We start from the raw sequence: 22,583 nt of genomic DNA on the forward strand, positions 1-22,583 counted from the left end.
AATGTCACGTATTGGACGTCTCCCCATCACCGTTCCTGCCGGCGTTGAGGTCAAGGTTGACGGCTCTGTCGTCAGCGTCAAGGGTTCCAAAGGCGAGCTGACCCACACTGTGGCCAGCCCGATCGAGGTCACCCTGGAAGATGGCACCCTGACTGTCGCCCGCCCGAACGACGAGCGCGCCTCACGTTCGCTGCACGGCCTGACCCGCACCCTGATCGCCAACATGATCCAGGGTGTCACCACGGGCTACGAGAAGAAGCTTGAAATCGTTGGTACCGGTTACCGCGTTCAGGCCAAGGGTGCTGACCTGGAGTTCGCTCTCGGCTTCAGCCACCCGGTCAACATCACGGCACCGAACGGCATCACCTTTGCAGTAGAGACCCCGACCAAGCTCTCTGTTTCAGGCATCTCCAAGCAGCAGGTCGGCGAGGTTGCTGCCAACATTCGCAAGCTGCGGAAGCCGGACCCCTACAAGGGCAAGGGCATCCGTTACGCAGGCGAAGTCATCCGCCGCAAGGTCGGAAAGGCTGGTAAGTAACCATGGCGATCGCAATTAACAAGAAGCGTACGAACAAGAGCAAGTCTGCCCAGCGCAGCCGCCGCCAGCTTCGTATCCGCAAGCGCATCTCCGGTACGGCTGTACGTCCTCGTCTGGTCGTCAACCGTTCCGCACGCCACGTATTCGTCCAGGTTGTCGATGACACCAAGGGCCTGACGCTGGCAAGCGCCTCCACCCTGGAAGCCGACCTTCGTGCATTCGACGGTGACAAGACCGCCAAGGCCAAGCGCGTCGGCGAGCTCGTTGCCGGCCGTGCCAAGGCTGCCGGTATCGAAGCTGTTGTCTTCGACCGCGGTGGTAACAAGTACCACGGCCGGATCGCCGCTGTCGCTGACGGCGCACGTGAAGGTGGGCTGGCACTGTGACCGAAAATAACGAAAAGGACATTCAGGTGACTGAAGCTGTAGCTGCTCCGGCAACTGAGACCGCTGCGCCTGCTACCACTGATGACCGCCGTGGTGGCGCTCGTCGTGGCGAGCGTGGCGACCGCGGCCAGGGCCGTGGCGACCGTGGTGGCCGTGGTGGCCGCGACGGTGGCCGCGAAGCCGAAAAGAGCCAGTTCGTAGAGCGCGTCGTAACCATCAACCGCGTTTCCAAGGTCGTCAAGGGTGGTCGTCGCTTCAGCTTCACCGCCCTCGTCGTCGTCGGTGACGGCAACGGTATGGTCGGCGTTGGCTACGGCAAGGCTAAGGAAGTTCCTGCCGCAATCGCGAAGGGCGTTGAAGAGGCCAAGAAGTCCTTCTTCCGCGTTCCCCGCATCGGCAACACCATCCCGCACCGTGTTCAGGGTGAGGCCGCCGCAGGCGTCGTCATGCTGCGCCCGGCGTCCGCCGGTACCGGTGTTATCGCCGGTGGTCCGGTCCGTGCAGTACTGGAGTGCGTGGGCATCCACGACATCCTCTCCAAGTCGCTCGGTTCTTCCAACGCCATCAACATCGTGCACGCGACCGTTGACGCGCTGAAGCGCCTCGAAGAGCCGGCAGCAGTGGCAGCACGCCGCGGCCTCCCGCTCGACGAAGTTGCCCCGCAGGCAATGGTCAAGCAGCTCCTGAACCAGAAGGCAGGTGTCTGAGTCATGGCTAAGAACGTGCTTGTCTCCGACGCAAAGTTGGAGATCACTCAGATCAAGTCCGCCATTGGCGGCAAGCAGAACCAGCGCGACACCCTGCGGTCCCTCGGCCTGAAGCGGATCGGACACACCGTTGTCCGCACCGCCGACGCCGTGACCGTTGGAATGCTCAACACGGTTCCGCACCTGGTAAAGGTAGAGGAGGCGAAGTAAATGGCAGAGAAGAAAACCGCCGAAAAGGCACAGAGCGCCACTGCTGAGAAGCAGAACGCACTGAAGGTTCACCACCTGCGTCCCGCCCCGGGTGCCAAGACCGCCAAGACCCGTGTTGGTCGTGGTGAAGGTTCCAAGGGTAAGACCGCCGGTCGCGGTACCAAGGGTACGAAGGCCCGCTACCAGATCAAGGCTGGCTTTGCCGGCGGCCAGCTGCCGCTGCACATGCGCCTGCCGAAGCTGCGCGGCTTCAAGAACCCGTTCCGGGTTGAGTTCCAGGTTGTAAACCTGGACAAGCTCAACGAGCTGTTCCCGGAAGGTGGCGCAGTCACCGTGGAGAACCTGGTCGAAAAGGGTGCCGTTCGCAAGAACCAGCCCGTCAAGGTGCTGGGCACCGGCGACATCACCGTCAAGGTTGACGTCACCGCCCACGCATTCTCGGCCAGCGCCGCAGAAAAGATTGCAGCAGCAGGCGGAAGCACCACCGCCCTCTAACGAGGCGGCGGGGCAGTTGCCCGTTGTGGAAACTCCCGGTACCCGGGGCTTCGGCCCTCGGTACCGGGAGTTTTTCCGTTTTTCGGGCCCTGCGATTGTTCGCAGGGCGCATGAACCCGTTAGACTCGGTTGTTGGGTTTATTTGACCTATCTCACACGACTTTACTTATTACTCAGGAGGACGCTTGCTTAGCGCATTCGGCCGGGCCTTCCGCACGCCTGATCTGCGACGCAAGTTGTTGTTCACGCTGGGAATCATCACAATCTTCCGCTTGGGTGCCTTCATCCCCTCGCCTGGTGTGAGCTACCAGAATGTCCAGCAATGCTTGCAGAGCGGTCAGACCTCGGGCGGTATCTACCAGCTCGTCAACCTGTTCAGTGGCGGTGCGCTGCTTCAGGTGTCCGTCTTTGCCCTGGGCATCATGCCCTACATCACGGCCAGCATCATCGTCCAGCTGCTCCGCGTGGTCATTCCCCGCTTCCAGCAGCTCTACGAGGAAGGCTCCGCGGGCCAGTCGAAGCTGACCCAGTACACGCGGTACCTCACCATCGCCCTCGGCCTGCTGAACGCAACGACCCTGGTGTCGCTGGCGCGCTCCGGCCAGCTGCTGCCGAACTGCCAGCTCCCGATCATCCCGGATGACAGCATCGTCACCACGATCCTCATCATCATCACGCTGACGGCCGGCACCGGCCTCATCATGTGGATGGGCGAGCTCGTGACCGAAAAGGGCGTCGGCAACGGCATGTCCCTGCTGATCTTTACCTCGATCGTTTCCAGCTTCCCGGGCTCGCTCGGCGCCATCTGGACCTCGCAGGGCCCGGGCACGTTCTTTATGGTCCTGGTGATCGGTCTCCTGACGGTGGCCGCGGTGGTCTTCGTGGAGCAGTCCCAGCGCCGTATCCCGGTGCAGTACGCCAAGCGCATGATCGGCCGCCGCACCGTGGGCGGCACCAGCACCTACATCCCCATCAAGGTGAACATGGCCGGCGTCGTGCCCGTCATCTTCGCATCCTCGATGCTGTACCTGCCGGGCCTTATCTCACAGTTCAACCAGCCCGCGCCCGGCGAGCCGATCGCCCCCTGGGTTGAGTGGATCAACAACAACCTGACGCGCGGTGACCACCCCATCTACATGGCCCTCTACTTCGCCATGATTGTGTTCTTTACGTACTTCTATGTTGCGATCACTTTCAACCCTGAAGAAGTTTCTGACAACATGAAGAAGTACGGCGGCTTCATTCCGGGTATCCGTGCCGGCAAGCCGACCGCGGATTATCTGCAGTATGTGCTTTCCAGGATCACCCTCCCGGGTGCCATCTACCTGGGCTTTGTGGCACTGATTCCTCTCGTCGCACTGGTCCTGATCAACGCCAACCAGAACTTCCCGTTCGGTGGCACTTCGATCCTGATCATGGTCGGCGTCGGTTTGGAGACCGTCAAGCAGATTGATGCGCAGCTACAGCAGCGTCACTACGAAGGGCTTTTGCGATGACGAGAATGTTGATTATCGGACCTCCCGGTTCCGGCAAGGGGACGCAGGCGGAGCGCATTTCCGAACGCCTCGGCGTCGTTGCGATCTCCACGGGGGACATCTTCCGGGCCAACGTCAAGGGTGAGACGCCGCTGGGCATCGAAGCCAAGAAGTTCATGGACGCCGGCGACTTCGTCCCGGACAGCGTGACCAACAAGATGGTCCGTGACCGCCTCGGAGAGGACGACGTCGAGAACGGCTTCCTCCTGGACGGTTACCCGCGCACCACCGCGCAGGTGGACTACCTCGACGGCATCCTCGCCGACGGCGACCAAAAGCTGGACGTTGTCCTGCAGCTGACGGCCGACGACGAGGAACTGGTCACCCGCCTGCTGGGCCGGGCCAAGGAAACGGGCCGCACTGACGACAATGAAGCCGTCATCAGGCACCGCCTCGACCTGTACCACGGCCAGACGGAGGCTGTGGTGGCAAAGTACGCCGACCGCGGCATCCTGACCCGCGTGGATGGCATCGGCGGCATCGACGAGGTCACCGACCGCGTGATGCAGGCCATCAAAGAGGCCCAGTCGGCCTGATCGGCTCCTGCACTTCGAGGCTCCTTCCGGTAATCCGGGAGGAGCCTCAGCCGTTTGGCCGCCCCTGCGGCCAGCCGGCACCGTTCCACTGACTAGCTCCACTTACCAACAGCTCCATCGAAAGGAAGTTGCGGATGGCATTCGGCCAGCCACGCATCGAATACAAGACCAACGCGCAGATGCGCTCCATGCACCAGGCCGGGCTGGTCCTCAGCCGCGCCCTCGATGCCGCTGTTGCGGCCGCGGCACCGGGCAAGACCACGGCAGAGCTCGACGCCGTGTTCGCGGCGGTGCTCAAAGAGGCCGGCGCCACGTCCAACTTCCTCGGCTACCACGGCTTCCCGGCCACCATCTGCACGTCGGTGAACGAGGAAGTGGTGCACGGCATCCCCGGCGGGCGTGTCCTGCAGGACGGTGACATTCTCTCGATCGACGGCGGCGCCATCCTGGACGGCTGGCACTCGGACTCCGCCCGCACCGTCATCGTGGGAACCGCCGACCCCGAGGACCAGCGGCTCTCCGACGTCACCGAGGCTGCGATGTGGCACGGGATCGCGGCTCTGGCCACCGGGAAGTTCGTCGGCGACATCGGCAACGCCGTCGACGACTACGTCTCTTCGGTGCCGGGCAAGCCCCTTGGCATCCTTGAGGACTACGTGGGCCACGGAATCGGTTCCGAGATGCACATGGCACCGGACGTGCCGAACTACCGCACCAACCACCGCGGTCCCAAGATCCGGCCGGGGCTGTGCCTGGCTATCGAGCCGATGCTGGTCCGGGGCAGCATCGACACCGCGGTGCTGGAGGATGACTGGACCGTGGTGACCACCGACGGCAAGCGGTCCTGCCAGTGGGAGCACTCCGTCGCGGTCCACGAGAAGGGCATCTGGGTGCTCTCGGCACCGGACGGGGGAGCCGCGAAACTGGCCCCGCTCGGCGTCGTACCCGTCCCGATCCCGTAGGCTGCCGGCGACGGCGACGCGCACCATTGGCCGCCCGACGCCGTCGACACGCTTTGGTGCCGGCGACGCGGAAAGGCGCTGACGACGCGGGAGTACTGCGGCGTCAGGTATTTGGCGCGTCGCTGGACAACTGCGGCCGCGAGAACGTTCGGCACGCAGCCTCGGCGACACGCTTAGGTGACGGCGACGCGCTTTGGTGCCGGCGATGCGCACCAATGGCCACCCCGCGCCGGCGACGCGCAACATTGGCCACCCTGCGGTGGCGACGCGCTTTGGTGCCGACGACGCGCGGGATTGCCGGCGACACGGAAGGGGGCTGACGACGCGGGAGTACTGCGGCGTCAGGTATTTGGCGCGTCGAGGGACAACTGCAGCCGCGAGAACTGCCCCGGCCGCCGTCCTGCCCCGCGGCGACGCGCAACCTTCCCCGTGACACGAAAAATCCCTGGCGATGCTGGAAAACCAGCGTCGCCAGGGATTTGTCGTGTCGCCCAGAGGCGGGCGCGTCGTCAGCTCTTGAGCTTCGGCTTCACGTCCTTGGTGTAGATGCCCTCCAGGGTGGCCTTGAGCGACGTCATGGTGGCCTTGACGTCACCCTGCTGGGTGAGGATCGCGGCGGCCGCCTTGGCCATCTCCTGGTCCGCGCCCGGCAGGAACACGCGCGCGTTGTCTTGGACGCGGGTCACGGCCAGCTGGTCCATGGCCGTCTTGATCTGCGGGGTGGCAGCCAAGACGGCGGTCATGTCGGCCGAGGTACGGGTGGGCATGTAGCCCGTGGCGGCGGAGAACTGCGCCGTGTTCTCCGGCTCCGTCATGAACTTCAGGAACGTCGCTGCAGCGAGCTGCACCTCCTTGCTGACACCGCTGGGGATGCCCAGGCCGGCGCCGCCGGTGGGGCACACCGGGCTCTCGCTCTTCGGGCCGCCGGGTAGGTAGCCGACGCCCACGTTGAACTTCGCGGACTTCAGGACACCCAGCAGGGAACCGGTGGAGGAAATCGTCGAGGACGTGATGCCCGCGGCGAAGTCATCGGCGGCTTCCTTGGAGGAGACGCCTGCCCACTTGTCCTTGAAGATGGAGTCCTGGGCCCATTGCAGGGCCGCCACCGACTCCTCCGAGTCGCAGTTGAACGTCCACTCGTTGGACCAGCTGCCGCCCCAGCCCCACAGGTTGTTCTGCAGGGTCCAGCCCGCGTAGCCGGCCAGCGCCGGGTAGATGTAGGCGTACTGTGCGCCGGAGCTGGCCTGCAGCTTGGGCGCCCACTCGCCGAATTCCTGCCACGTCTTCGGGGCACGGTCCGGGAGGCCGGCGGCCTTGAAGTGGTCCTTGTTGTAGTAGAACAGCGGCGTGGACCGTCCGTAGGGGAGCGCCCACTGCTTGTCCTCGTACTTGTAGTCGGCAACGAGGGACTTCTGGAAGTCGTCCACCTTGATGTCCAGCTGCTTGATCAGGCTGTCCAGGGCAATGATGTTGCCATTGGAGTAGTACCGGAACCACCAGACGTCGGAGAGGACCACCAGACCCGGCAGGCCGGACTTCGCAGCCTGCGAGGTCTGGAACTTCTGGGCGATTTCCTCGTAGTTCGCCCCGGCGGTGACCAGGTTGACCTTGATGTCCGGGAACTTGGCGTGGAACTTCTCAATGATGGCCTTCTCCACGTCCTGGGACTTGCCCGGGTGGTTGGACCAGAAATCGATCGAGGCAGCAGGCTTGACCCCGCTGAAGTCGATGTCGGCAGCACCGGTCGCGGCCGCGGACCCGCCGGTGGACGGGCCGCCGCAGGCGCTGATGGCGGCGGCTCCGGCGCCGGCCCCCGCCAGTCCCAGGAAATGCCTTCGGTCAAGATTCAATGCCATGGTGGATCCTCTCGATGGTGCTGACTCGTTGAATGGTGGGTGAAGAAAGCATGGGCGGGCGGGTCACCCGGTGACGCTGCCCTGGGTCAGGCCGGCCACGATGTAGCGCTGAAGCGCAGCGAACACCAGCAGGATGGGGACAATCACCAGCACAGCGCCGGCCATCAGGATGCCCCAGCCGGATCCGTTGCCCTCGGAGTTCTGCAGCAGCGTCAGGCCCACCGGCAGCGTCATGGTCTCGGGCCGGTCCGTGATGATCAGCGGCCAGATGTAGTCGTTCCACTCACTGACCACCACCACCAGGGCCACCGTGGCGATCGACGGGACGGAGACCGGCACCACGATCCGCCAGAGACGGCGCCAGTGTCCGGCTCCGTCGATCTCGGCCGATTCCAGGATGGAGCCGGGAAGGGTCATAAAGTGCTGTCGCAGAAGGAAGGTGCCGAACGCCGTGCCAAGGCCGGGGAGGATGATGCCCCACAGGGTGTTCTTGCCGCCCATGCCAGCGATCAGGATGTAGTTGGGCAGGATGGACACCTGCGGCGGGACCATCAGGGCCACAAGGATCAGCACAAAGATGACGTTCTTGTAGGGGAACCGGACGAACACAAGGGCGTACGCCGTGAGGATGGCCAGCAGGACCTTGATGGTGGCGCCCACGCCGGTGACGATCAGGCTGTTCAGGAAGAACTGGGCGAACGGCACCGTGGTCATGGCGATGTTGTAGTTCTCGAAGTTCAGGCTCTCCGGCAGGATCTTCAGGTCCATGGTGATGATCTCGCCGGGCTGTTTGAAGGAGCTCAGCACCATCCACAGCAGGGGCAGGAATACCACCAGGGTGGCAACGATCAGCGGCAGGTAGCCGCCGGCAAGCGTCTGGACCAGGTTGGCGCGGGAGAAGGGCCGGTGGCGCTGCGGCGGAATGCCGGGATCGGCGTCGAAAGCATCCGCGGCGGGGCCGGCGTTGGCGGCGGGGTCAGGGCTGACGGGCGAGAGCAGGCTCACGAGTAGTGCACCTTCCGTTCGACGAACCGCAACTGCAGCACGGTGATGATGAGGAGGATGGCGAACAGGACCACGGAGATCGCGGCCGAGTAGCCGGCCCGGTTGAACGCCCCGAAGGCCTGGAGGTAGGCCTCGTAGATCAGGGTGGACGTCCCGTTGCCCAGCGGCGTCATGATCCGGATCAGGTCGAAGGCCTGCAGCGAGCTCAGCATGGTGGTGATGAGCAGGAAGAATGTGGTGGGGGAGAGCAGCGGCAGGGCCATGCTCACAAAGCGCCGGAAGCCGTTGGCGCCGTCCAGCGACGCCGCTTCCATCACATCCTGCGGCAGCGACTGCAGCCCCGCGAGGTAGACGACGGCGCAGTAGCCCAGGTTCTTCCAGACGTAGACGATGATGACCATCACCAGCGACAGCTGCGGGTCATTGATCCACTGCGGGCTCTGCTGGCCGATGCCGCGCAGCAGCCAGGCGAGCACCCCGTAGCCGGGGTCGAAGATGAAAAGCCAGACAAGCCCGACGCCGACGCCGCTGAGGACGTACGGGGCGAACACGGCCGAGCGCGCGAACGTGGTGCCGCGGATCTTCGAGTTCAGCGCGAGGGCCACCAGGAGGCCCAGCACCATGGAGCCGCCCACAGTGATCAGGGTGAAGACGGCGGTGGTGCCGAGGACCTTGGTGGCGTCGGAGCTGGTGAAGAAGGTGACGTAGTTGTCGAAGCCCACCACCGTGGCCGAGGCGGAGCCCAGGGTCCAGTCCAGCGTGGAGTAGTAGATGTTGTTGAAGAGCGGAAGGTACGTGAACACCCCGATGAGGAGCAGGTTGGGGAGGGCAAGGGCCAGGAAGACAAAGAAGTCCCGGCGCGTTCGGGCGGACCAGCGGGCGCGGGGCGTCGGGGCCGGTTTCGGCTCGACGGCGGCGCGGGGCCGGTCGGTCAATTGTCGCGTCATTCAGGTCTCTAACGGGTCCGAGCCTGCTGGGTGGCAGGCGGATGGGCGGGGATACCTAGCTATCACTTCACCACATGGCTGGTGGGCAGAATCCCGCACAAGACCCCAGTAGAGCGTTGTTGTCCAAGGCTTCGTTGCCCGTTAACTCTGTGTTGCATGAAGTATTACATAACGTCCGTTTGGGCCGAGGACATCGGCGCGCGATTCGTCAAGTCGCTGGAGCCCGGCACTTCCGCCGTGGCGCACAATGGAGCCATGACAGCGATTACGGATGTGCCGGGCCTGCGGGTGGGCCAGGCCGGCAGGGCAGGCGGAGGGTGGCTGAGCGGTGTGACGGTGGTGCTGCCGCCCATAGGGACCGTGGGCTCCGTCGACGTCCGGGGCGGCGGCCCCGGGACGCACGAGACCGACGCCCTGGACCCGACGACGCTGACCCGCCTGGTGGACGCGGTGGTGCTCACCGGCGGGAGCGCCTACGGCCTTGCCGCGGCGCACGGGGCCCAGCGCTGGTGCGAGGAGAACGGCCGCGGTTTCCCCGTCACGGGCGGCGTGGTCCCGATTGTGCCGGCCGCCGCGATCTTCGACCTGGGCCGCGGCGGCGACTTCGCCGCTCGCCCAGACGAGGCCATGGGCTACGCCGCCGCGGCAGACGCAGCGGCCCGCCAGGAAGGCCACGACGTCGAACGCGGCAACACGGGAGCCGGCACCGGAGCCCTCATAGGCCGAGGAAAGTACAAAGGAGGCCTGGGCACCGCCTCCATCACCCTAGAGAACATCTCCCAAGACGGCCCGGTGGTTGTAGGGGCAATAGCAGTAGTCAATGCGCTGGGACTACCGATCGGCACACCGAGCTGGCGGACGGAACCCGGCAGCGTGCGTCTAAGCGACGAAGGAGCGAGCACGCAGAGGGTTGCGGCCGCCGGCTCGGAAGGTGAGCCCGGAGTCGCAGACGACGCAGTTGGCGCGGACCAGCCGCCCCTCAACACGACCCTCGTCGTCGTCGCCACGAACGCCGTCCTGGACAAGGCCGAGTGCCGGCGCACAGCGTCGGCCGCCCACGCCGGCCTGGCCCGGGCGCTGGACCCCAGCCACACCCTGGCCGACGGCGACACGGTCTTCTGCCTCGCCACCGGGGGAGTTGCGCTGGACCGCAGCAGCGAGGCCGCGCGGCAGGGGAGCCTGATCGCCCTGCAGAGTGCGGCAGCCGACGTCGTGCGCCTGGCCATCCTGGACGGGATCGCGTGCGCGGAGCCGGTGAGCACGCCCGCGGGCGATTTTGGTGCGTACGGGCGCTGAGTACGCTACGATGGCTGGATTTAACATTCGGGCCGTAATGGCGTAGTGTTGTCTGTTGGTTGTCTGCCCTGTTGTGCCCTTTTGTGGGCCGGGAGGCTACAGCCAATCAATCAAAAACGTCCGCGGTGATTTCCGGTGCAAACCGGAGGGCTGCGGCAAACGACAGTTAGCGGAGGGTATGGCCAAGAAGGACGGGGTCATTGAGATCGAGGGCGTTGTGACTGAGGCGCTGCCCAATGCGATGTTTCGCGTTGAGCTGACCAACAAGCACATCGTTCTGGCACACATCTCTGGAAAGATGCGCCAGCACTACATCAGGATTCTCCCTGAGGACCGGGTAGTGGTGGAGCTGAGCCCGTACGACCTGACACGTGGTCGTATCGTCTACCGCTACAAATAAACACTGGCCGGCCAGGCAACAGCTGATGGCCGGTCCAGCTGACCAACTGCAACACGCAAAGGAATGCCATGAAGGTCAAGCCGAGCGTCAAGCAGATCTGCGAAAAGTGCAAAGTGATCCGCCGTAATGGCCGGGTCATGGTGATCTGCGAGAACCCGCGCCACAAGCAGCGCCAGGGCTAATTTCCCGCTTGGGAAATCCTGGGTTGCTAACCCACGCAAGTAAATAAAGGCAGCACAAGCTGATCTGGGACACTGAGCATCAACGAGTCCGGACAGCTAACCCCCGGTCGGAGGCTGGGGCCGTACGGAATGTGCGGGTGTACTGCCTACGACCTCCGGTTTATTCAAGGAGCACTGCCACTATGGCTCGTCTCGCTGGCGTAGACATTCCCCGCGAAAAGCGGTTGGAAATTGCGCTTACTTACATCTACGGCGTGGGCAAGACCCGTGCACACGAAACCCTGGCTGCCACCGGCATCAGCGCGGACGTTCGGGTCAAGGACCTGTCCGACGCCGAGCTCGTCCAGCTGCGTGACTACATTGAAGGCAACTACAAGGTTGAGGGTGACCTTCGCCGCGAAGTAGCAGCAGATATCCGCCGCAAGGTTGAAATCGGCAGCTACGAAGGTATTCGCCACCGTAAGGGCCTGCCCGTACGCGGACAGCGCACGAAGACCAACGCTCGTACCCGCAAGGGCCCGAAGCGCACCGTCGCAGGCAAGAAGAAGACCCGCTAAACGCGCGTCTTCCCCCGATAACTTTCTGTAGGAGAAATAATGCCCCCGAAGACTCGTGGCGCGGTTCGCAAGCCGCGTAAGAAGGACAAGAAGAATATCGCGCTGGGCCAGGCGCACATCAAGAGCACCTTTAACAACACCATCGTGTCCATCACGGACCCGAGCGGTGCTGTCATCTCCTGGGCTTCGTCCGGTGAGGTTGGGTTCAAGGGCTCACGTAAGTCCACCCCGTTCGCAGCCCAGATGGCCGCCGAAGCCGCCGCAAAGCGTGCGCAGGAGCACGGCATGCGCAAGGTTGACGTATTCGTCAAGGGCCCGGGTTCGGGACGCGAAACGGCTATCCGTTCGCTGCAGGCCGCTGGCCTCGAGGTTGGCTCCATCCAGGACGTCACCCCCAGCGCCCACAACGGCTGCCGTCCGCCGAAGCGCCGCCGCGTCTAAGGCTTTCCACGCACCGGTGCTTGCCCGGACCCTCACCGGTCCGGGCAAGCCCAGCGGCGTTAAGTCCTCAGACCGATCTTTCCACCACCTGTGTTGCGTCATATAGCGGATGCTCGCCGAAAGGAAACCTAAGTGCTCATTGCACAGCGCCCCACCCTCTCCGAAGAGGTAGTCTCCGACAACCGTTCGCGTTTCATCATTGAACCGCTGGAACCCGGTTTCGGTTACACCCTCGGAAACTCCCTCCGCCGTACCCTGCTCTCCTCCATCCCCGGTGCCTCTGTCACGAGCATCCGGATCGATGGCGTGCTGCACGAGTTCACCACGGTTCCGGGTGTCAAGGAAGATGTCACTGAGATCATCCTGAACATCAAGAACCTGTCGGTTTCCTCCGAGCACGACGAGCCGGTTGTTGCTTACCTGCGCAAGCAGGGCCCGGGAGTCGTCACCGCCGCGGACATCGCTCCGCCGGCCGGCGTCGAATTCCACAACCCGGATCTGCACATTGCCACGCTGAACTCGAAGGGCAAGTTCGAACTCGAACTGACCATCGAGCGCGGCCGCGGCTACGTTTCGGCAGCTCAGAACAAGTCCGGCGACTCCGAGATCGGCCGCATCCCGGTCGACTCGATCTACTCGCCGGTCCTGAAGGTTACTTTCCGCGTGGAAGCTACCCGTGTTGAGCAGCGCACCGACTTCGACAAGCTCATTGTCGACGTCGAGACCAAGCAGGCCATCGCCCCGCGCGATGCCGTTGCTTCGGCAGGTACCACCCTGGTGGAACTGTTCGGTCTGGCCCGCGAGCTGAACACCGCAGCTGAAGGTATCGAGATTGGCCCGTCGCCGACGGATGCTGCCCTGGCAGCAGACATGGCCCTGCCGATCGAGGATCTGGACCTCACGGTCCGTTCCTACAACTGCCTCAAGCGTGAGGGCATCCACACCGTGGGTGAACTCGTGGCCCGCTCCGAGGCTGACCTCATGGACATCCGTAACTTCGGTGCGAAGTCCATCGATGAGGTCAAGGCAAAGCTGGTTGAACTGGGCCTGTCCCTCAAGGACTCGCCTCCCGGTTTTGACCTCGCAGCACGCGCCGCAGCAATTGAAGAGGACGACGCCGCGTTCAGCGACGACGAGCTCTAACAAACAGATCTTGGCCCGCGGGCTGACGCACCATGGTGTGCGCGGCCCAACGGCTTCCATATGAGGAGAAACTATTATGCCTACCCCCGCTAAGGGTCCGCGCCTCGGAGGCGGAGCGGCTCACGAGCGTCTTATGCTCGCGAACCTGTCCGCAGCACTGTTCGAGCACAAGCGGATCACCACCACGGTGACCAAGGCCAAGCGACTGAAGCCCTACGCCGAGCGTCTGGTGACCTTCGCCAAGCGTGGCGACCTGGCTTCCCGCCGCCGTGTGCACGGCCTGATCAGCAACAAGGGCGTCGTCCACGAGCTGTTCAACGACATTGCACAGGCAGTGGAGAACCGCGACGGCGGCTACACCCGCATCACCAAGATCGGCAACCGCAAGGGCGACAACGCTCCCATGGCTGTCATCGAACTGGTCCTCGAGCCGGTTTCCGCCAAGCAGGCCGTTGTAGCCGAGGCTACCTCCGCTGCCAAGCGCGATGCTGACAAGAAGGATGCCGAGAAGGCTGAAGCCGCTCCGGTCGCCGAGACCGAAGCTGCAGAGACCGAAGAGGCTCCGGCTGCTGAGGCTGCTGAGACCGAAGCTGCAACCGAAGAGGCTCCGGCCGCTGAGGAAGCTGCCAAGTCCGAGAAGGACGAGAAGTAATCAGCTGATTCCTTCGCATAGACTTAAGTCTATGAACCACCAGAAACCCGCGGCTCCCGTTGAAGGGGGCGGCGGGTTTCTGCGTATCCGACTTGATCTGGCGTACGACGGCGGACCCTTCAGCGGGTGGGCCGTCCAGCCTGGCCTCCGCACGGTGCAGGGGGTGCTGGAGCAAGCGCTGGAGCTGCTCATTCGGCGCCCTGTCCGGGTGACCGTCGCGGGGCGGACCGACGCCGGCGTCCACGCCCGCGGCCAGGTGGTCCATCTGGACCTGACCGAGGCCGAATGGTTTGGCCTGAACCGGGGTGCCGGGTTGGATCCCGCCGTCGCGCTGCTCCGCCGCCTCCGCGGCGCCCTCAGCCGGGGGCTGGGCGACCTGGCCGGTGCGATCCAGGTCCACCGGGTCTCTGTGGCCCCCGAAGGTTTTGACGCGCGCTTCTCGGCGCTCTGGCGCCGTTACAGCTACCGGATCGCCGACGGCCCGGCCCTCTGGGACCCGCTGGGCCGGTCCACCACGCTCTGGCACAAGGAGCCGCTGGACACCGGGCTCCTCAACGCCGGCGCCGATCTGCTGCTGGGGCTCCAGGACTTCCGCTCGTACTGCAAGCCGCGGGAGGGATCCACCACCATCCGGGACCTGCAGCGCTTCGAGTTTGCCCGCGGAGCGGACGGGGTCATTGTGGCCACCGTGCAGGCGGACGCGTTCTGCCACAACATGGTGCGGTCCCTGGTGGGCTCGGCCCTGTACGTGGGTGCCGGCCGCGAAGCGCCGGAATGGCTGTACGAGCGGCTGCTGGCCCGCCAGCGCGATGCCCGGTCCGTCTTGGCCGCGCCGCACCCGCTGGTGCTGGAGGAAGTGGCCTATCCCTCGGGTGAGGGGCTGCTGGCCCGGGCCGAGCTGACCCGCGCCCGCCGGGCTTAGCCGGTAGAGCTGATCTCCGGGGCTGCGGCCTTCCGGCGGTTGTTTGCAGCGCTGCCGTCGGCTAGTACGACGGCGGTGCCTCCGCGGCGGGAAGCTCCACGGTGAACGTGCTTCCGCACCCCGGCTGCGTCCGGCAGGAAATTTTGCCGCCGTGCCGTTCCACAATGGCCTTGGTAATGGCCAGGCCAAGTCCGACGCCGGGAATGGCCCCTTCGCGCACGGCCGGGCTGCGGAAGAAGCGGGTGAAGACCTGGCCGGCGTCGTCGGCTGTCATCCCCATGCCGTCATCCGTGACGTGCAGCAGGACCCGGCCGTCCTCGTGGCCGGCTGAGACGCGGACCGTGCCGCCGGGTGAGTACTTGATGGCGTTGGAGACCAGGTTGTCCAGGGCCTGGCTGATCCGGAGCGGATCGGCGTGCGCCCAGAGCGGGGCGGGAACGTCCATAGCGAGCGTGACCCGCGATGCCTCCGCGTGGGCCTGGGCCGAGCCGAGGCTGGCTTCGACCAGTCCGGCCAGATCGGTCCGGCGCGGGTGGACGTCCAGGGCCGTGTCGGCGGACGCCAGCAGGTCCGAGACGAGGGCCTGCAGCCGCTCGGCGTTCCGCTGGGCAACCTCGACCCGCCTCTCAGCAGCAGGGGGAAGGTCTCCAGAGTCGGCCAAAACGAGGTCCAGGTTGCCGATGATCGAGGTCAACGGGGTGCGGAACTCATGGGAAACGTTGGATACGGCATCGTTCTTGGCGGCTAAGGCATGGACCAGCCCGGAAACCTCGCCGGTCATGGCCTGCAGCGCTGCTTCCCTGGCGGCGGACTGACGCTGTTCCCGGCGCAGCCGTCCGCGGGAGAGGTATAGGGCGACGGACAGGGCGATGAGCAGTGCAGCGAGGAGGGCCACGGCAGCCCGGGCAGTGCTGCTCCCGTGAAGGCCCGGCCAGCTGACGGCCGCCGCCATCAGGCCGGCCGTCAGCACAAGGGCTACGGAAAGCCGGCACCCGAGCATCCGGGCGCTGGGACCCCCAACCTTGAGGCGCCTCTCGGTGTTTCGGACCAGTCCCTGTTCACTCACTGAAGCCCCGCTCCTTCCTGACTGCTCCAGTTTTACACCAGTTGTCATACATACTTGACACCGAGCCGGGATATCCGGGGTCTGTTACTGCGCCGGTACCGGCTTTTTGGCACTGACGTGGGTATTCTGACAATGCCGGTGGGGGTCGGCGCGGTCCGCAGTGCCGGCGCGTCCGCGTTGGGAATGGAGCAGGACCAGATGTGAGGGGGGCCATGAGTGACCTTGGGGTCGCAGTTGTCGTTGAAGATGACGCAGACGTACGAAACCTTGTCGAAGCGGTGCTGAGCCAGGCAGGGTTTGAAGTCCATTCGGCCTCCGACGGCCGGGCGGGGGTGGACGTTATCCGGCGGTTGGAAGCTGACGTGGTCACCTTGGACGTGGGGCTGCCCGACATCGACGGCTTCGAAGTCCTTCGACGTGTCCGTCAGTTCAGCGATGCCTATGTGGTGATGTTGACGGCCCGCACGGAAGAACTGGACACGCTGACTGCACTGCACACCGGCGCCGACGACTTTATGGCCAAGCCGTTCCGTCCGCGCGAACTTCGGGCCAGGGTGGCCGCTATGATGCGGCGGCCACGGCTGGATCCCCACAGCGGATCACCTCAGCCGAGCGCTACTGCCGCCCCGGCGCCGCAGGATCCCGTCCTTCGCCACAACGGGCTGGCGCTCAATCCGGACAGCCGGACGGTGACAGTCGACGGTGTGCCAGCCAGCCTGACCCGCAGCGAGTTCGATCTCTTGCACGCGCTGCTCAAGGGGGCGGGTGCCGTCCGTTCCAAGGCCGACCTCGTCCGTGTGGTGCGGGGCGAGTATTACCGTGCGGATGCGTATATCGGCGAATCCGACGAACGCGCCGTCGAGGTTCATATCGGGAACCTCCGCCGGAAACTCCGCGAGGACCCCCTGCATCCCCGATGGCTTCAGACAGTCCGCGGTGTGGGGTACCGCCTGGCTCCCGGGCGGGACTAGTTCTCCCCGAGAATATAGCTGTACTGGAGCTCATCCACGGTTTCGGAGCCGCTCGCGGCGATATCCTCCAGGAGTGAGCTGGCGCGCTCCATGTCGCCGCCGCGGATGGCGTCCTCCAGCTCTCCCGCGAGCCTGGCGAGCTGGACCCCGCCTACCATGGCCGAAGACGTCTTGAGGCTCAACGCGGCGTCCAGTGAGCCCGCTTCGTCACGCCGTCCCAAGGCAGACGCCAGGCAGCTGTAGCGCTGGTCCCACAGCTTGGCGTAGTCACGGGCGAACCCTTTGGCCACTGACGGACTCTCCAGCTGGGCGCTGAGATCCTGGAGCGCCGCAGGGTCCACGAGCGGCACCATTTGCGGGGCGGCCGGGCCGGTCCCGCCGGGGAGGGCTGTTGGGGAGAGCGCGCTGTTGGCGCTGCCGTCGTCTGGGGTGATGAGGAAGGACATGCGACCACGCTACTTCCTGCCGGTGCCGGGACCCCGCACGCCGGGCGATCCTGCGGAAACCTTGTGGCATTCCGGGGACGCCATGGGCTACTGGCCGCCAAAGGTCTCGATGGCGTTGATGACGGCGGGGCCAAGGATGGCGATGAAGAGTACCGGGAAGATGAAGAACAGCAGGGGAAACAAGATCGTGACGGGCAGCTTCATGGCCTTTTCCTCGGCCCGCTGACGACGCTTGACGCGCATGACCTTGGCCTGGATCCGCAGCACCCGGCTGATGGCGATGCCGTAGGTGTCTGCCTGGACGACAGCCTGAACAAAGCTGCGGAGTTCCGGGATGTTCGTTCTTTCGGACAGTGCCAAGTAGGACTCACGGCGGCTCCGGCCCACCTGCATGTCCTGGAGCGTCCGGACGATTTCCTCGGCAAGGGGACCTTTGCCGTTCTCGCCGGCCCGGGCCATGGCCCCTTCGAATCCCAAGCCCGCCTCCACCGAGATGAGCATTTGGTCGAGAGTGTTGGCCAGCTCCAGTTGCATGATTTTCTGTCGTTCCTGTCCTTTGCTGTAGAGCAGGAGGTCCGGGATGAAGTAGCCCAGCAGTACTACGAAAATCCCCACGAGTTTGATTATCGGGGTCGGGCCGCTGGAGCTGATGTAAAAGCCGAGCAGGGCACCCAGCAGTCCCAGCAGCGGCTTTGCCGCCAGGACCCGTCCGAGGGGCAGTGAGGCGGGCCGTCCAGCGAGTGACAGGAGCCTGTCGAGCCGGCGGACGTACCCGGAGGGCGTCAACCGGTAGCCGATACGCTCCAGCGACTTCCCCTGCTTCTGCTCCGTGGGCGCGCCGGTGTCGGCACCGAGCGCGAGCATGGTGCGCACGGCCTGCTGGGAGGTCCGGTCGACCGAGAGCAGTGACCACGCCAGATAACCCACCGGAGCGGAGACCAACAGCAACGAAATCAGTACCACGGGGTTCACGGGGCCTCAGAACTTCAGGTCGATGATCTTGCGCATCCACAGGCCGCCGATCGTCATCAGGACGATGGACGCGGCGATCATGCCCCAGCCCAGCGGGTGCGTGAACATGACGTTCATGTAGCCCGGGTTGACCAGCATCAGCATCGCCACGATGCCGATGGGCATGGCCATCAGGATGTACGCCGAGAACTTCCCTTCGGCGGCGAGCGACTTGATGTGGCCCTTGATCTCGCTGCGCTCGCGGATTGTTTCGTTGACCTGGTCCAGCACCTCGGCCAGGTTTCCGCCGACCTCGCGGTTGATCTGGATGGCCTGGGCGATCCAGACGAAGTCCTCGTTCCGCATCCGCTCGGCGGTGTCGTTGAGGGAGGATTGCAGGTCCCGGCCCAGGCTGGTTTCCGTGACCACCCGGCGCATCTCTTCCGACGTCGGGCTCAGCGATTCGGTGGCGGCGGCGTCGATGGCCCGCAGAATGCTGTGGCCGGCCCGCAGGCCGCCGGCCAGCAGTTGGAGCGTGTCACCGAGCTGCTGGTCGAACGTGTTGCGGCGTTTGCTGGCCAGGACACCGAGCACCAGGTGCCCTGCCAGTGGGGACACCAGGACGAAAAGCGCGGCCAGCAGCGGACCGGCCACGACCAGCCCGGCCACCGCACCCACCAGCGCGCCGGCCAGCACCAGGACGAAGAAGTCGCCTTGGCTCATCCGCAGGCCGGCGTTTTCCAGCGCTTCCCGGTTGAACAGCCGGACCTTGCGCTGCGCGAAGAAGCCGTCCACCAGGTGCGCGGCTGAGCCGGCGAACCGGGTGAACTGGGAGTTGGGCCGGTCCTGGGCCGGCCGACGGCGGTCCAGCGGCACGCTGGCTCCGCCGGTGGCGAGCAGCGCGTACCCGAACAGCAGCACCGCCACGAAGAGCAGTCCGACTCCGACAGGCAACAGCGTCATGCCCGGTCACACCCTTCCTGCGGCGGTCAACGGGGCAGCAAAGACACCGGGGGAGACGTAAATGCCCAGGTCCTCAAACCGGTCAATGAAGCGGGGGCGGATTCCGGTGGGTACCGGTTTGCCCAGGAAACGGCCGTGGGCGTCGACGCCGGCCGAATAGTCGAAGACGAACGCGTCCTGGAGCGTGACAATGTCCCCCTCCATGCCTTGGACCTCCGTGACGTGGGTGATCCGGCGGCTGCCGTCGCGGAGGCGGGAGATCTGGACAATCAAGTTGACGGCCGAGGCGATCTGCTCCCGGATGGCCCGCAGCGGCAGGTCCATGCCGGCCATCAGCACAAGGGTTTCCAGGCGTGCGACGGCGTCGCGGGGCGAGTTTGAGTGGACCGTGGACAGGGAACCGTCGTGGCCGGTGTTCATGGCCTGGAGCATGTCCAGCGATTCACCGCCGCGAACCTCGCCCACCACGATCCGGTCCGGACGCATGCGCAGTGAGTTGCGCAGCAGCTCGCGGATGGTTACTTCGCCTTTGCCCTCAGTGTTGGGCGGACGGCTTTCGAGCCGGACAACGTGGCGCTGCTGGATCTGCAGTTCCACGGCGTCCTCGATGGTGACGATCCGCTCGTCGTCGGGCAGGAAGGACGACAGCACATTGAGCAGCGTCGTCTTACCGGTACCGGTGCCGCCGGAGACGATGATGTTTAGCTTCGCCTTCACGCAGGCGTTCAGCAGCTCGGCCATTTCCGGCGTGAGGGTGCCAAACTCGATGAGGTTCCTGACCGTCAGCGGCACCTTGCTGAACTTTCGGATGGTCAGCGAGGACCCGCCCACAGCGAGTGGGGGAATCACCGCGTTGACGCGGGAACCGTCTTCGAGCCGCGCGTCCACCAGAGGAGAGGACTCGTCGATCCGGCGGCCCACCTTGGAGACGATCCGCTCGATCACCTTCCGCAAGTGGTCTTCGGAGCTGAAACGCGACTCGGTCAGGGTCAGCTTGCCGTTGCGCTCGACGTAAATCTGGTCCATGCAGTTGACCATGATTTCGGTGACAGCGGGATCGTCCAGGAGTCGCTGCAGGGGGCCGTAACCGAGCACGTCATCGGCGACGTCCTGTACGAGGCGGGACCGTTCCTCGGACGAGAGCGGGACCTGTTCGGCGTCGATGATCCTGATCAGCTCCTCCCTCGCGGAGGTGCGGAGCTCGTCCTCCTTGACCGCGGAATCGTTGAACCGGGTTCCCATCCGCTCGAAGAGGGCGGTCGCGGCGCGGTGCTTAAGGGCGGCGAAGGCGTCGATGGGCTGCTGGTTCTTGGCGCGGTGCGTATCCGTCGGCTGGGGAAAGGCCGGTGGAAGCGTGGTGGCGTGTATGCGGGGTTCGACGCCGGATGCAGGAGCAGCCGCCGTCTCCTGCCGGGCTGGCGGCTGGACCGGAGCCGGTGCGGGCGTGCCGGCCGGGGACTGTGTGCCTTCGGCGCTGCGGAGCCGTTCGGAGAGGTTCACCTAGACCACCACCCGGCGGTGCAGCTTCTTCTGCGCGGTGGCGCGCCATGCGGGGTCGAACCTGGCGACCAGTTGCCGGAGGCCTTTGATGGCGGGGTCTTTGCGGCCGTCCTGCAGGACCGGGATGCCGCGGTTGGTGGAGAACGCCACGGCTTTGGAACGGGGAATGCTGACGTCGACCGGCGCGCCGATGGTGGCCTCCACGTCCTGGACGCTTAAACCGGATTTGGCGTCGGCCATGTTCAGGACCACGTGGCGGGTTTCCGGCAGCAGGTCGAGCCGTCGGAGTATCCCGAGGCCGGCGCGGAGCCCCCGGATGCTGGGGACGTCCATGGCCGTGACCCAGACGACGTCGGTGCACTGCTCCATGGCGGCCAGGCCCACCTCGGGCAGGCCGGGAGCGGTGTCCACGACAACATACTGAAACTGCTCTGCGAGCTGCTCCAGGAGCCGGGAGACCTGTTGTGGTGTGATGTCATCCGCTTCCTCGGGGCTCCGCGGCGCGCAGAGGGCATAGATGTTGCTGGGATGGACGGTCAGGAAGGCCTTGAGCACCAGGGAGTCGTGGCTGGCGGCGGCGGAGACCGCGTCGGTGACGGTGTGCTCCGGGTTCAGGTAGAGCCCCGACGCCACGTCGCCGAATTGCAGATCCAGATCGACAATGACGACGCCCATGGGGGCCACTTTGCCCAGGCCGATCGCGATGTTGGTCGCGATGGTGGTTTTGCCGACGCCTCCCTTGGGGGAGAAGACGCCGATGACCAGTCCTTTGGGACCCTCAGCCGGTCGGACCGCTGTGGTCCTGCTCCGGCTCGCGTACGACTGGCAGGCCCGCTCCAGCAGCATCCGGATCTGGGCCGGATCGGCGTCGGGGCTGAGGATGTCCCGGATCCCGGCGCGCATGGCCAGCAGGACGAAAGCAGGGTCGGGTTCGCCGACCAGGACGACGCTTAGCTCCGGCAGCTGCACGTCGAAGACCGTGGCAAGCCGCAGGGCGTCCTCAACCGGGACGTCCGGACCCAGGATCAGCACTTCGGGACGTTCCTGGTTCAGGTTGCCGAACAGCTCGCCGGGGTCCGACGGGTTGACGTAGGCGAAGGTCTGCAGCCCGCCCGGGAGTCCCCCGGCCAGGGCCTGGCGGACGCGGGAGTCGAAGTCGGTATTGGGGGTGATGAGGACAAAGCGGCTCACTTGTAGACCTCCGGTTTTGTCATAATCCCAGGTTTGCCGCTGTCGGTGGCGTTGAGCGGTTCCTTGCTCAGCCAGAGGCTGGCGAATTCGGACGCGTAGACAATTTTTGTGGCATCCACGTCGTTCACTGCCACCGTGAGCATCAGGAAGCCGGTAGGGAGGGACATGTCCTCCGCCGGGGGCGCCGATCCGTCCGCTGAAGGCTGCGGCGAGGGGGTGGCCACAGGCGCGCGCTGCACAGCCGTCACCAGGACTTTGTGGATTGACAGCTGGGTTGTCTCTTTGTCAGGTTTGGCTTCGAGGCCGCCAGCCTTCAAGTTGATGAAGATTCCAACACGGTCGCCCGGGGCGATTCGGCCGCCAACGACGCGCTGCGGCTCGAGCTGAAAAGAGACTTCCTGAAGACCCTCGGGGACGTCCACGGACCCTCGTGTCTTGAGTTCCTCCGGCGCAATCAACCGTTCTTCGACCAACTGCTCGCCGGGGAGCAGATCGACGGCGGTGACCTTGCCCTCCATGCCGTTGAGGTTCTTCAGTGCTGACGTGGCTACCGCCTTTCCAGGAAGTTCCTCGCTGGCCACGAATGCGGCCAAGGCTGCGACCGGGGTACCGGCTGGCACGGCCTTCTTAACGACGAGTACAGCCACAGGGTCTAGTCCCTGGACGGCCCTGGAGTCGGCGCCCTGCGCGTAGCTGACCACGAGGAGGGCTCCGACGATAGCGAG

General features: G+C 65.1%; 27 protein-coding genes. 17 read left to right on the forward strand and 10 right to left on the reverse strand.

Annotation, left to right across the window (positions count from 1 at the left end; genetic code table 11):
- Position 1 precedes the first annotated feature (1 nt).
- The 8 genes from rplF to map all read left to right on the forward strand — a co-directional run bounded on the left by rplF (position 2) and on the right by map (position 5,369).
- A complete protein-coding gene (rplF, locus tag AR539_RS11580; RefSeq protein WP_066436873.1) occupies positions 2–538 on the forward strand; it encodes a 50S ribosomal protein L6 in 537 nt (178 codons plus the stop codon).
- Positions 539–540: 2 nt separating this feature from the next.
- Positions 541–924 (forward strand): 50S ribosomal protein L18, encoded by a 384-nt coding sequence (rplR, locus tag AR539_RS11585; RefSeq protein WP_066436882.1) that lies wholly within the window; start codon positions 541–543, stop codon positions 922–924.
- A 26-nt stretch (positions 925–950) separates the two neighbouring features.
- Positions 951–1,631, forward strand: coding sequence for a 30S ribosomal protein S5 (rpsE, locus tag AR539_RS11590; protein ID WP_197410626.1), 681 nt, complete (start codon positions 951–953; stop codon positions 1,629–1,631).
- Positions 1,632–1,634: 3 nt separating this feature from the next.
- Complete coding sequence (rpmD, locus tag AR539_RS11595; protein WP_018773676.1) at positions 1,635–1,841, forward strand: 50S ribosomal protein L30; 207 nt, start codon at positions 1,635–1,637, stop codon at positions 1,839–1,841.
- Complete coding sequence (gene rplO, locus AR539_RS11600) at positions 1,842–2,336, forward strand: 50S ribosomal protein L15 (protein WP_066436888.1); 495 nt, start codon at positions 1,842–1,844, stop codon at positions 2,334–2,336.
- A 185-nt stretch (positions 2,337–2,521) separates the two neighbouring features.
- A complete protein-coding gene (secY, locus tag AR539_RS11605) occupies positions 2,522–3,832 on the forward strand; it encodes a preprotein translocase subunit SecY (protein WP_066436892.1) in 1,311 nt (436 codons plus the stop codon).
- Positions 3,833–3,837: 5 nt separating this feature from the next.
- Complete coding sequence (locus AR539_RS11610; protein WP_197410668.1) at positions 3,838–4,407, forward strand: adenylate kinase; 570 nt, start codon at positions 3,838–3,840, stop codon at positions 4,405–4,407.
- A 134-nt stretch (positions 4,408–4,541) separates the two neighbouring features.
- Positions 4,542–5,369, forward strand: a complete 828-nt coding sequence (map, locus tag AR539_RS11615) for a type I methionyl aminopeptidase (RefSeq protein WP_066436896.1) — start codon at positions 4,542–4,544, stop codon at positions 5,367–5,369.
- A 509-nt stretch (positions 5,370–5,878) separates the two neighbouring features.
- On the opposite strand, the gene AR539_RS11620 is transcribed toward map, so the two are convergent.
- The 3 genes from AR539_RS11620 to AR539_RS11630 form a co-directional block, all read right to left on the reverse strand.
- Positions 5,879–7,225 (reverse strand): ABC transporter substrate-binding protein, encoded by a 1,347-nt coding sequence (locus AR539_RS11620; RefSeq protein WP_066436899.1) that lies wholly within the window; start codon positions 7,223–7,225, stop codon positions 5,879–5,881.
- Positions 7,226–7,288: 63 nt separating this feature from the next.
- Entirely contained in the window at positions 7,289–8,230 is a 942-nt protein-coding gene (locus tag AR539_RS11625) for a carbohydrate ABC transporter permease (protein ID WP_066436901.1), read from the reverse strand.
- Entirely contained in the window at positions 8,227–9,177 is a 951-nt protein-coding gene (locus AR539_RS11630) for a carbohydrate ABC transporter permease (protein WP_197410627.1), read from the reverse strand. The genes AR539_RS11625 and AR539_RS11630 overlap by 4 nt, the downstream gene beginning before the upstream one ends.
- A gap of 255 nt (positions 9,178–9,432) precedes the next feature.
- On the opposite strand from AR539_RS11630, the gene AR539_RS11635 reads away from it, so the two are divergent.
- From AR539_RS11635 to AR539_RS11670, 8 genes are all read left to right on the forward strand, one after another.
- Positions 9,433–10,473: a P1 family peptidase gene (locus AR539_RS11635; protein WP_066439908.1), complete on the forward strand. Its 1,041-nt coding sequence runs from the start codon at positions 9,433–9,435 to the stop codon at positions 10,471–10,473.
- A 178-nt stretch (positions 10,474–10,651) separates the two neighbouring features.
- Positions 10,652–10,873, forward strand: coding sequence for a translation initiation factor IF-1 (gene infA, locus AR539_RS11640; protein WP_009358723.1), 222 nt, complete (start codon positions 10,652–10,654; stop codon positions 10,871–10,873).
- 68 nt (positions 10,874–10,941) lie between these two features.
- Positions 10,942–11,055, forward strand: a complete 114-nt coding sequence (rpmJ, locus tag AR539_RS11645; RefSeq protein ID WP_009358722.1) for a 50S ribosomal protein L36 — start codon at positions 10,942–10,944, stop codon at positions 11,053–11,055.
- Between the two features lie 182 nt (positions 11,056–11,237).
- Positions 11,238–11,612 (forward strand): 30S ribosomal protein S13, encoded by a 375-nt coding sequence (rpsM, locus tag AR539_RS11650; RefSeq protein ID WP_024366110.1) that lies wholly within the window; start codon positions 11,238–11,240, stop codon positions 11,610–11,612.
- Between the two features lie 39 nt (positions 11,613–11,651).
- Positions 11,652–12,053 (forward strand): 30S ribosomal protein S11, encoded by a 402-nt coding sequence (gene rpsK, locus AR539_RS11655; RefSeq protein WP_066436904.1) that lies wholly within the window; start codon positions 11,652–11,654, stop codon positions 12,051–12,053.
- Positions 12,054–12,185: 132 nt separating this feature from the next.
- Positions 12,186–13,196 carry a DNA-directed RNA polymerase subunit alpha gene (locus tag AR539_RS11660; protein WP_024366109.1) on the forward strand — a complete coding sequence of 337 codons (1,011 nt, stop codon included), beginning with the start codon at positions 12,186–12,188 and terminating at the stop codon, positions 13,194–13,196.
- Positions 13,197–13,272: 76 nt separating this feature from the next.
- Positions 13,273–13,848 (forward strand): 50S ribosomal protein L17, encoded by a 576-nt coding sequence (rplQ, locus tag AR539_RS11665; protein ID WP_066436908.1) that lies wholly within the window; start codon positions 13,273–13,275, stop codon positions 13,846–13,848.
- A 31-nt stretch (positions 13,849–13,879) separates the two neighbouring features.
- Entirely contained in the window at positions 13,880–14,770 is an 891-nt protein-coding gene (locus tag AR539_RS11670) for a tRNA pseudouridine synthase A (RefSeq protein ID WP_066436911.1), read from the forward strand.
- 61 nt (positions 14,771–14,831) lie between these two features.
- Here the strand turns inward: AR539_RS11670 and AR539_RS11675 are convergent, their stop codons facing one another.
- Complete coding sequence (locus AR539_RS11675) at positions 14,832–15,836, reverse strand: sensor histidine kinase (protein WP_231728592.1); 1,005 nt, start codon at positions 15,834–15,836, stop codon at positions 14,832–14,834.
- Positions 15,837–16,048: 212 nt separating this feature from the next.
- Between AR539_RS11675 and AR539_RS11680 the strand changes: the two genes are divergently transcribed.
- Positions 16,049–16,807: a response regulator transcription factor gene (locus AR539_RS11680; RefSeq protein WP_066439909.1), complete on the forward strand. Its 759-nt coding sequence runs from the start codon at positions 16,049–16,051 to the stop codon at positions 16,805–16,807.
- Here the strand turns inward: AR539_RS11680 and AR539_RS11685 are convergent.
- The 6 genes from AR539_RS11685 to cpaB all read right to left on the reverse strand — a co-directional run bounded on the left by AR539_RS11685 (position 16,804) and on the right by cpaB (position 22,505).
- Entirely contained in the window at positions 16,804–17,253 is a 450-nt protein-coding gene (locus tag AR539_RS11685; protein ID WP_157361004.1) for an Hpt domain-containing protein, read from the reverse strand. The genes AR539_RS11680 and AR539_RS11685 overlap by 4 nt on opposite strands.
- Before the next feature lie 87 nt (positions 17,254–17,340).
- Complete coding sequence (locus tag AR539_RS11690; RefSeq protein ID WP_066436914.1) at positions 17,341–18,225, reverse strand: type II secretion system F family protein; 885 nt, start codon at positions 18,223–18,225, stop codon at positions 17,341–17,343.
- A 6-nt stretch (positions 18,226–18,231) separates the two neighbouring features.
- Positions 18,232–19,167, reverse strand: a complete 936-nt coding sequence (locus AR539_RS11695; RefSeq protein ID WP_066436917.1) for a type II secretion system F family protein — start codon at positions 19,165–19,167, stop codon at positions 18,232–18,234.
- A gap of 6 nt (positions 19,168–19,173) precedes the next feature.
- A complete protein-coding gene (locus AR539_RS11700) occupies positions 19,174–20,667 on the reverse strand; it encodes a CpaF family protein (protein WP_066436920.1) in 1,494 nt (497 codons plus the stop codon).
- Positions 20,668–21,858: an AAA family ATPase gene (locus AR539_RS11705; RefSeq protein ID WP_066436923.1), complete on the reverse strand. Its 1,191-nt coding sequence runs from the start codon at positions 21,856–21,858 to the stop codon at positions 20,668–20,670.
- Complete coding sequence (cpaB, locus tag AR539_RS11710; RefSeq protein ID WP_331457488.1) at positions 21,855–22,505, reverse strand: Flp pilus assembly protein CpaB; 651 nt, start codon at positions 22,503–22,505, stop codon at positions 21,855–21,857. Before cpaB ends, AR539_RS11705 begins: the two co-directional genes overlap by 4 nt.
- Positions 22,506–22,583 lie beyond the last annotated feature (78 nt).

Source organism: Arthrobacter sp. EPSL27, from assembly GCF_001512305.1.
Taxonomy (GTDB): Bacteria; Actinomycetota; Actinomycetes; order Actinomycetales; family Micrococcaceae; genus Arthrobacter.

Bases quoted from the DNA above. Each gene is read 5' to 3' on its own strand.
- infA (WP_009358723.1), top strand. From the start codon at position 10,652: ATGGCCAAGAAGGACGGGGTCATTGAGATCGAGGGCGTTGTGACTGAG.
- map (WP_066436896.1), top strand. From the start codon at position 4,542: ATGGCATTCGGCCAGCCACGCATCGAATACAAGACCAACGCGCAGATG.
- rpmJ (WP_009358722.1), top strand. From the start codon at position 10,942: ATGAAGGTCAAGCCGAGCGTCAAGCAGATCTGCGAAAAGTGCAAAGTG.
- rplF (WP_066436873.1), top strand. From the start codon at position 2: ATGTCACGTATTGGACGTCTCCCCATCACCGTTCCTGCCGGCGTTGAG.
- AR539_RS11620 (WP_066436899.1), bottom strand. From the start codon at position 7,225: ATGGCATTGAATCTTGACCGAAGGCATTTCCTGGGACTGGCGGGGGCC.
- rpsK (WP_066436904.1), top strand. From the start codon at position 11,652: ATGCCCCCGAAGACTCGTGGCGCGGTTCGCAAGCCGCGTAAGAAGGAC.
- AR539_RS11670 (WP_066436911.1), top strand. From the start codon at position 13,880: ATGAACCACCAGAAACCCGCGGCTCCCGTTGAAGGGGGCGGCGGGTTT.
- AR539_RS11635 (WP_066439908.1), top strand. From the start codon at position 9,433: ATGACAGCGATTACGGATGTGCCGGGCCTGCGGGTGGGCCAGGCCGGC.
- AR539_RS11630 (WP_197410627.1), bottom strand. From the start codon at position 9,177: ATGACGCGACAATTGACCGACCGGCCCCGCGCCGCCGTCGAGCCGAAA.
- rpmD (WP_018773676.1), top strand. From the start codon at position 1,635: ATGGCTAAGAACGTGCTTGTCTCCGACGCAAAGTTGGAGATCACTCAG.
- rplQ (WP_066436908.1), top strand. From the start codon at position 13,273: ATGCCTACCCCCGCTAAGGGTCCGCGCCTCGGAGGCGGAGCGGCTCAC.
- rplR (WP_066436882.1), top strand. From the start codon at position 541: ATGGCGATCGCAATTAACAAGAAGCGTACGAACAAGAGCAAGTCTGCC.
- rplO (WP_066436888.1), top strand. From the start codon at position 1,842: ATGGCAGAGAAGAAAACCGCCGAAAAGGCACAGAGCGCCACTGCTGAG.
- rpsM (WP_024366110.1), top strand. From the start codon at position 11,238: ATGGCTCGTCTCGCTGGCGTAGACATTCCCCGCGAAAAGCGGTTGGAA.
- AR539_RS11685 (WP_157361004.1), bottom strand. From the start codon at position 17,253: ATGTCCTTCCTCATCACCCCAGACGACGGCAGCGCCAACAGCGCGCTC.
- AR539_RS11610 (WP_197410668.1), top strand. From the start codon at position 3,838: ATGTTGATTATCGGACCTCCCGGTTCCGGCAAGGGGACGCAGGCGGAG.
- AR539_RS11695 (WP_066436917.1), bottom strand. From the start codon at position 19,167: ATGACGCTGTTGCCTGTCGGAGTCGGACTGCTCTTCGTGGCGGTGCTG.
- AR539_RS11680 (WP_066439909.1), top strand. From the start codon at position 16,049: ATGAGTGACCTTGGGGTCGCAGTTGTCGTTGAAGATGACGCAGACGTA.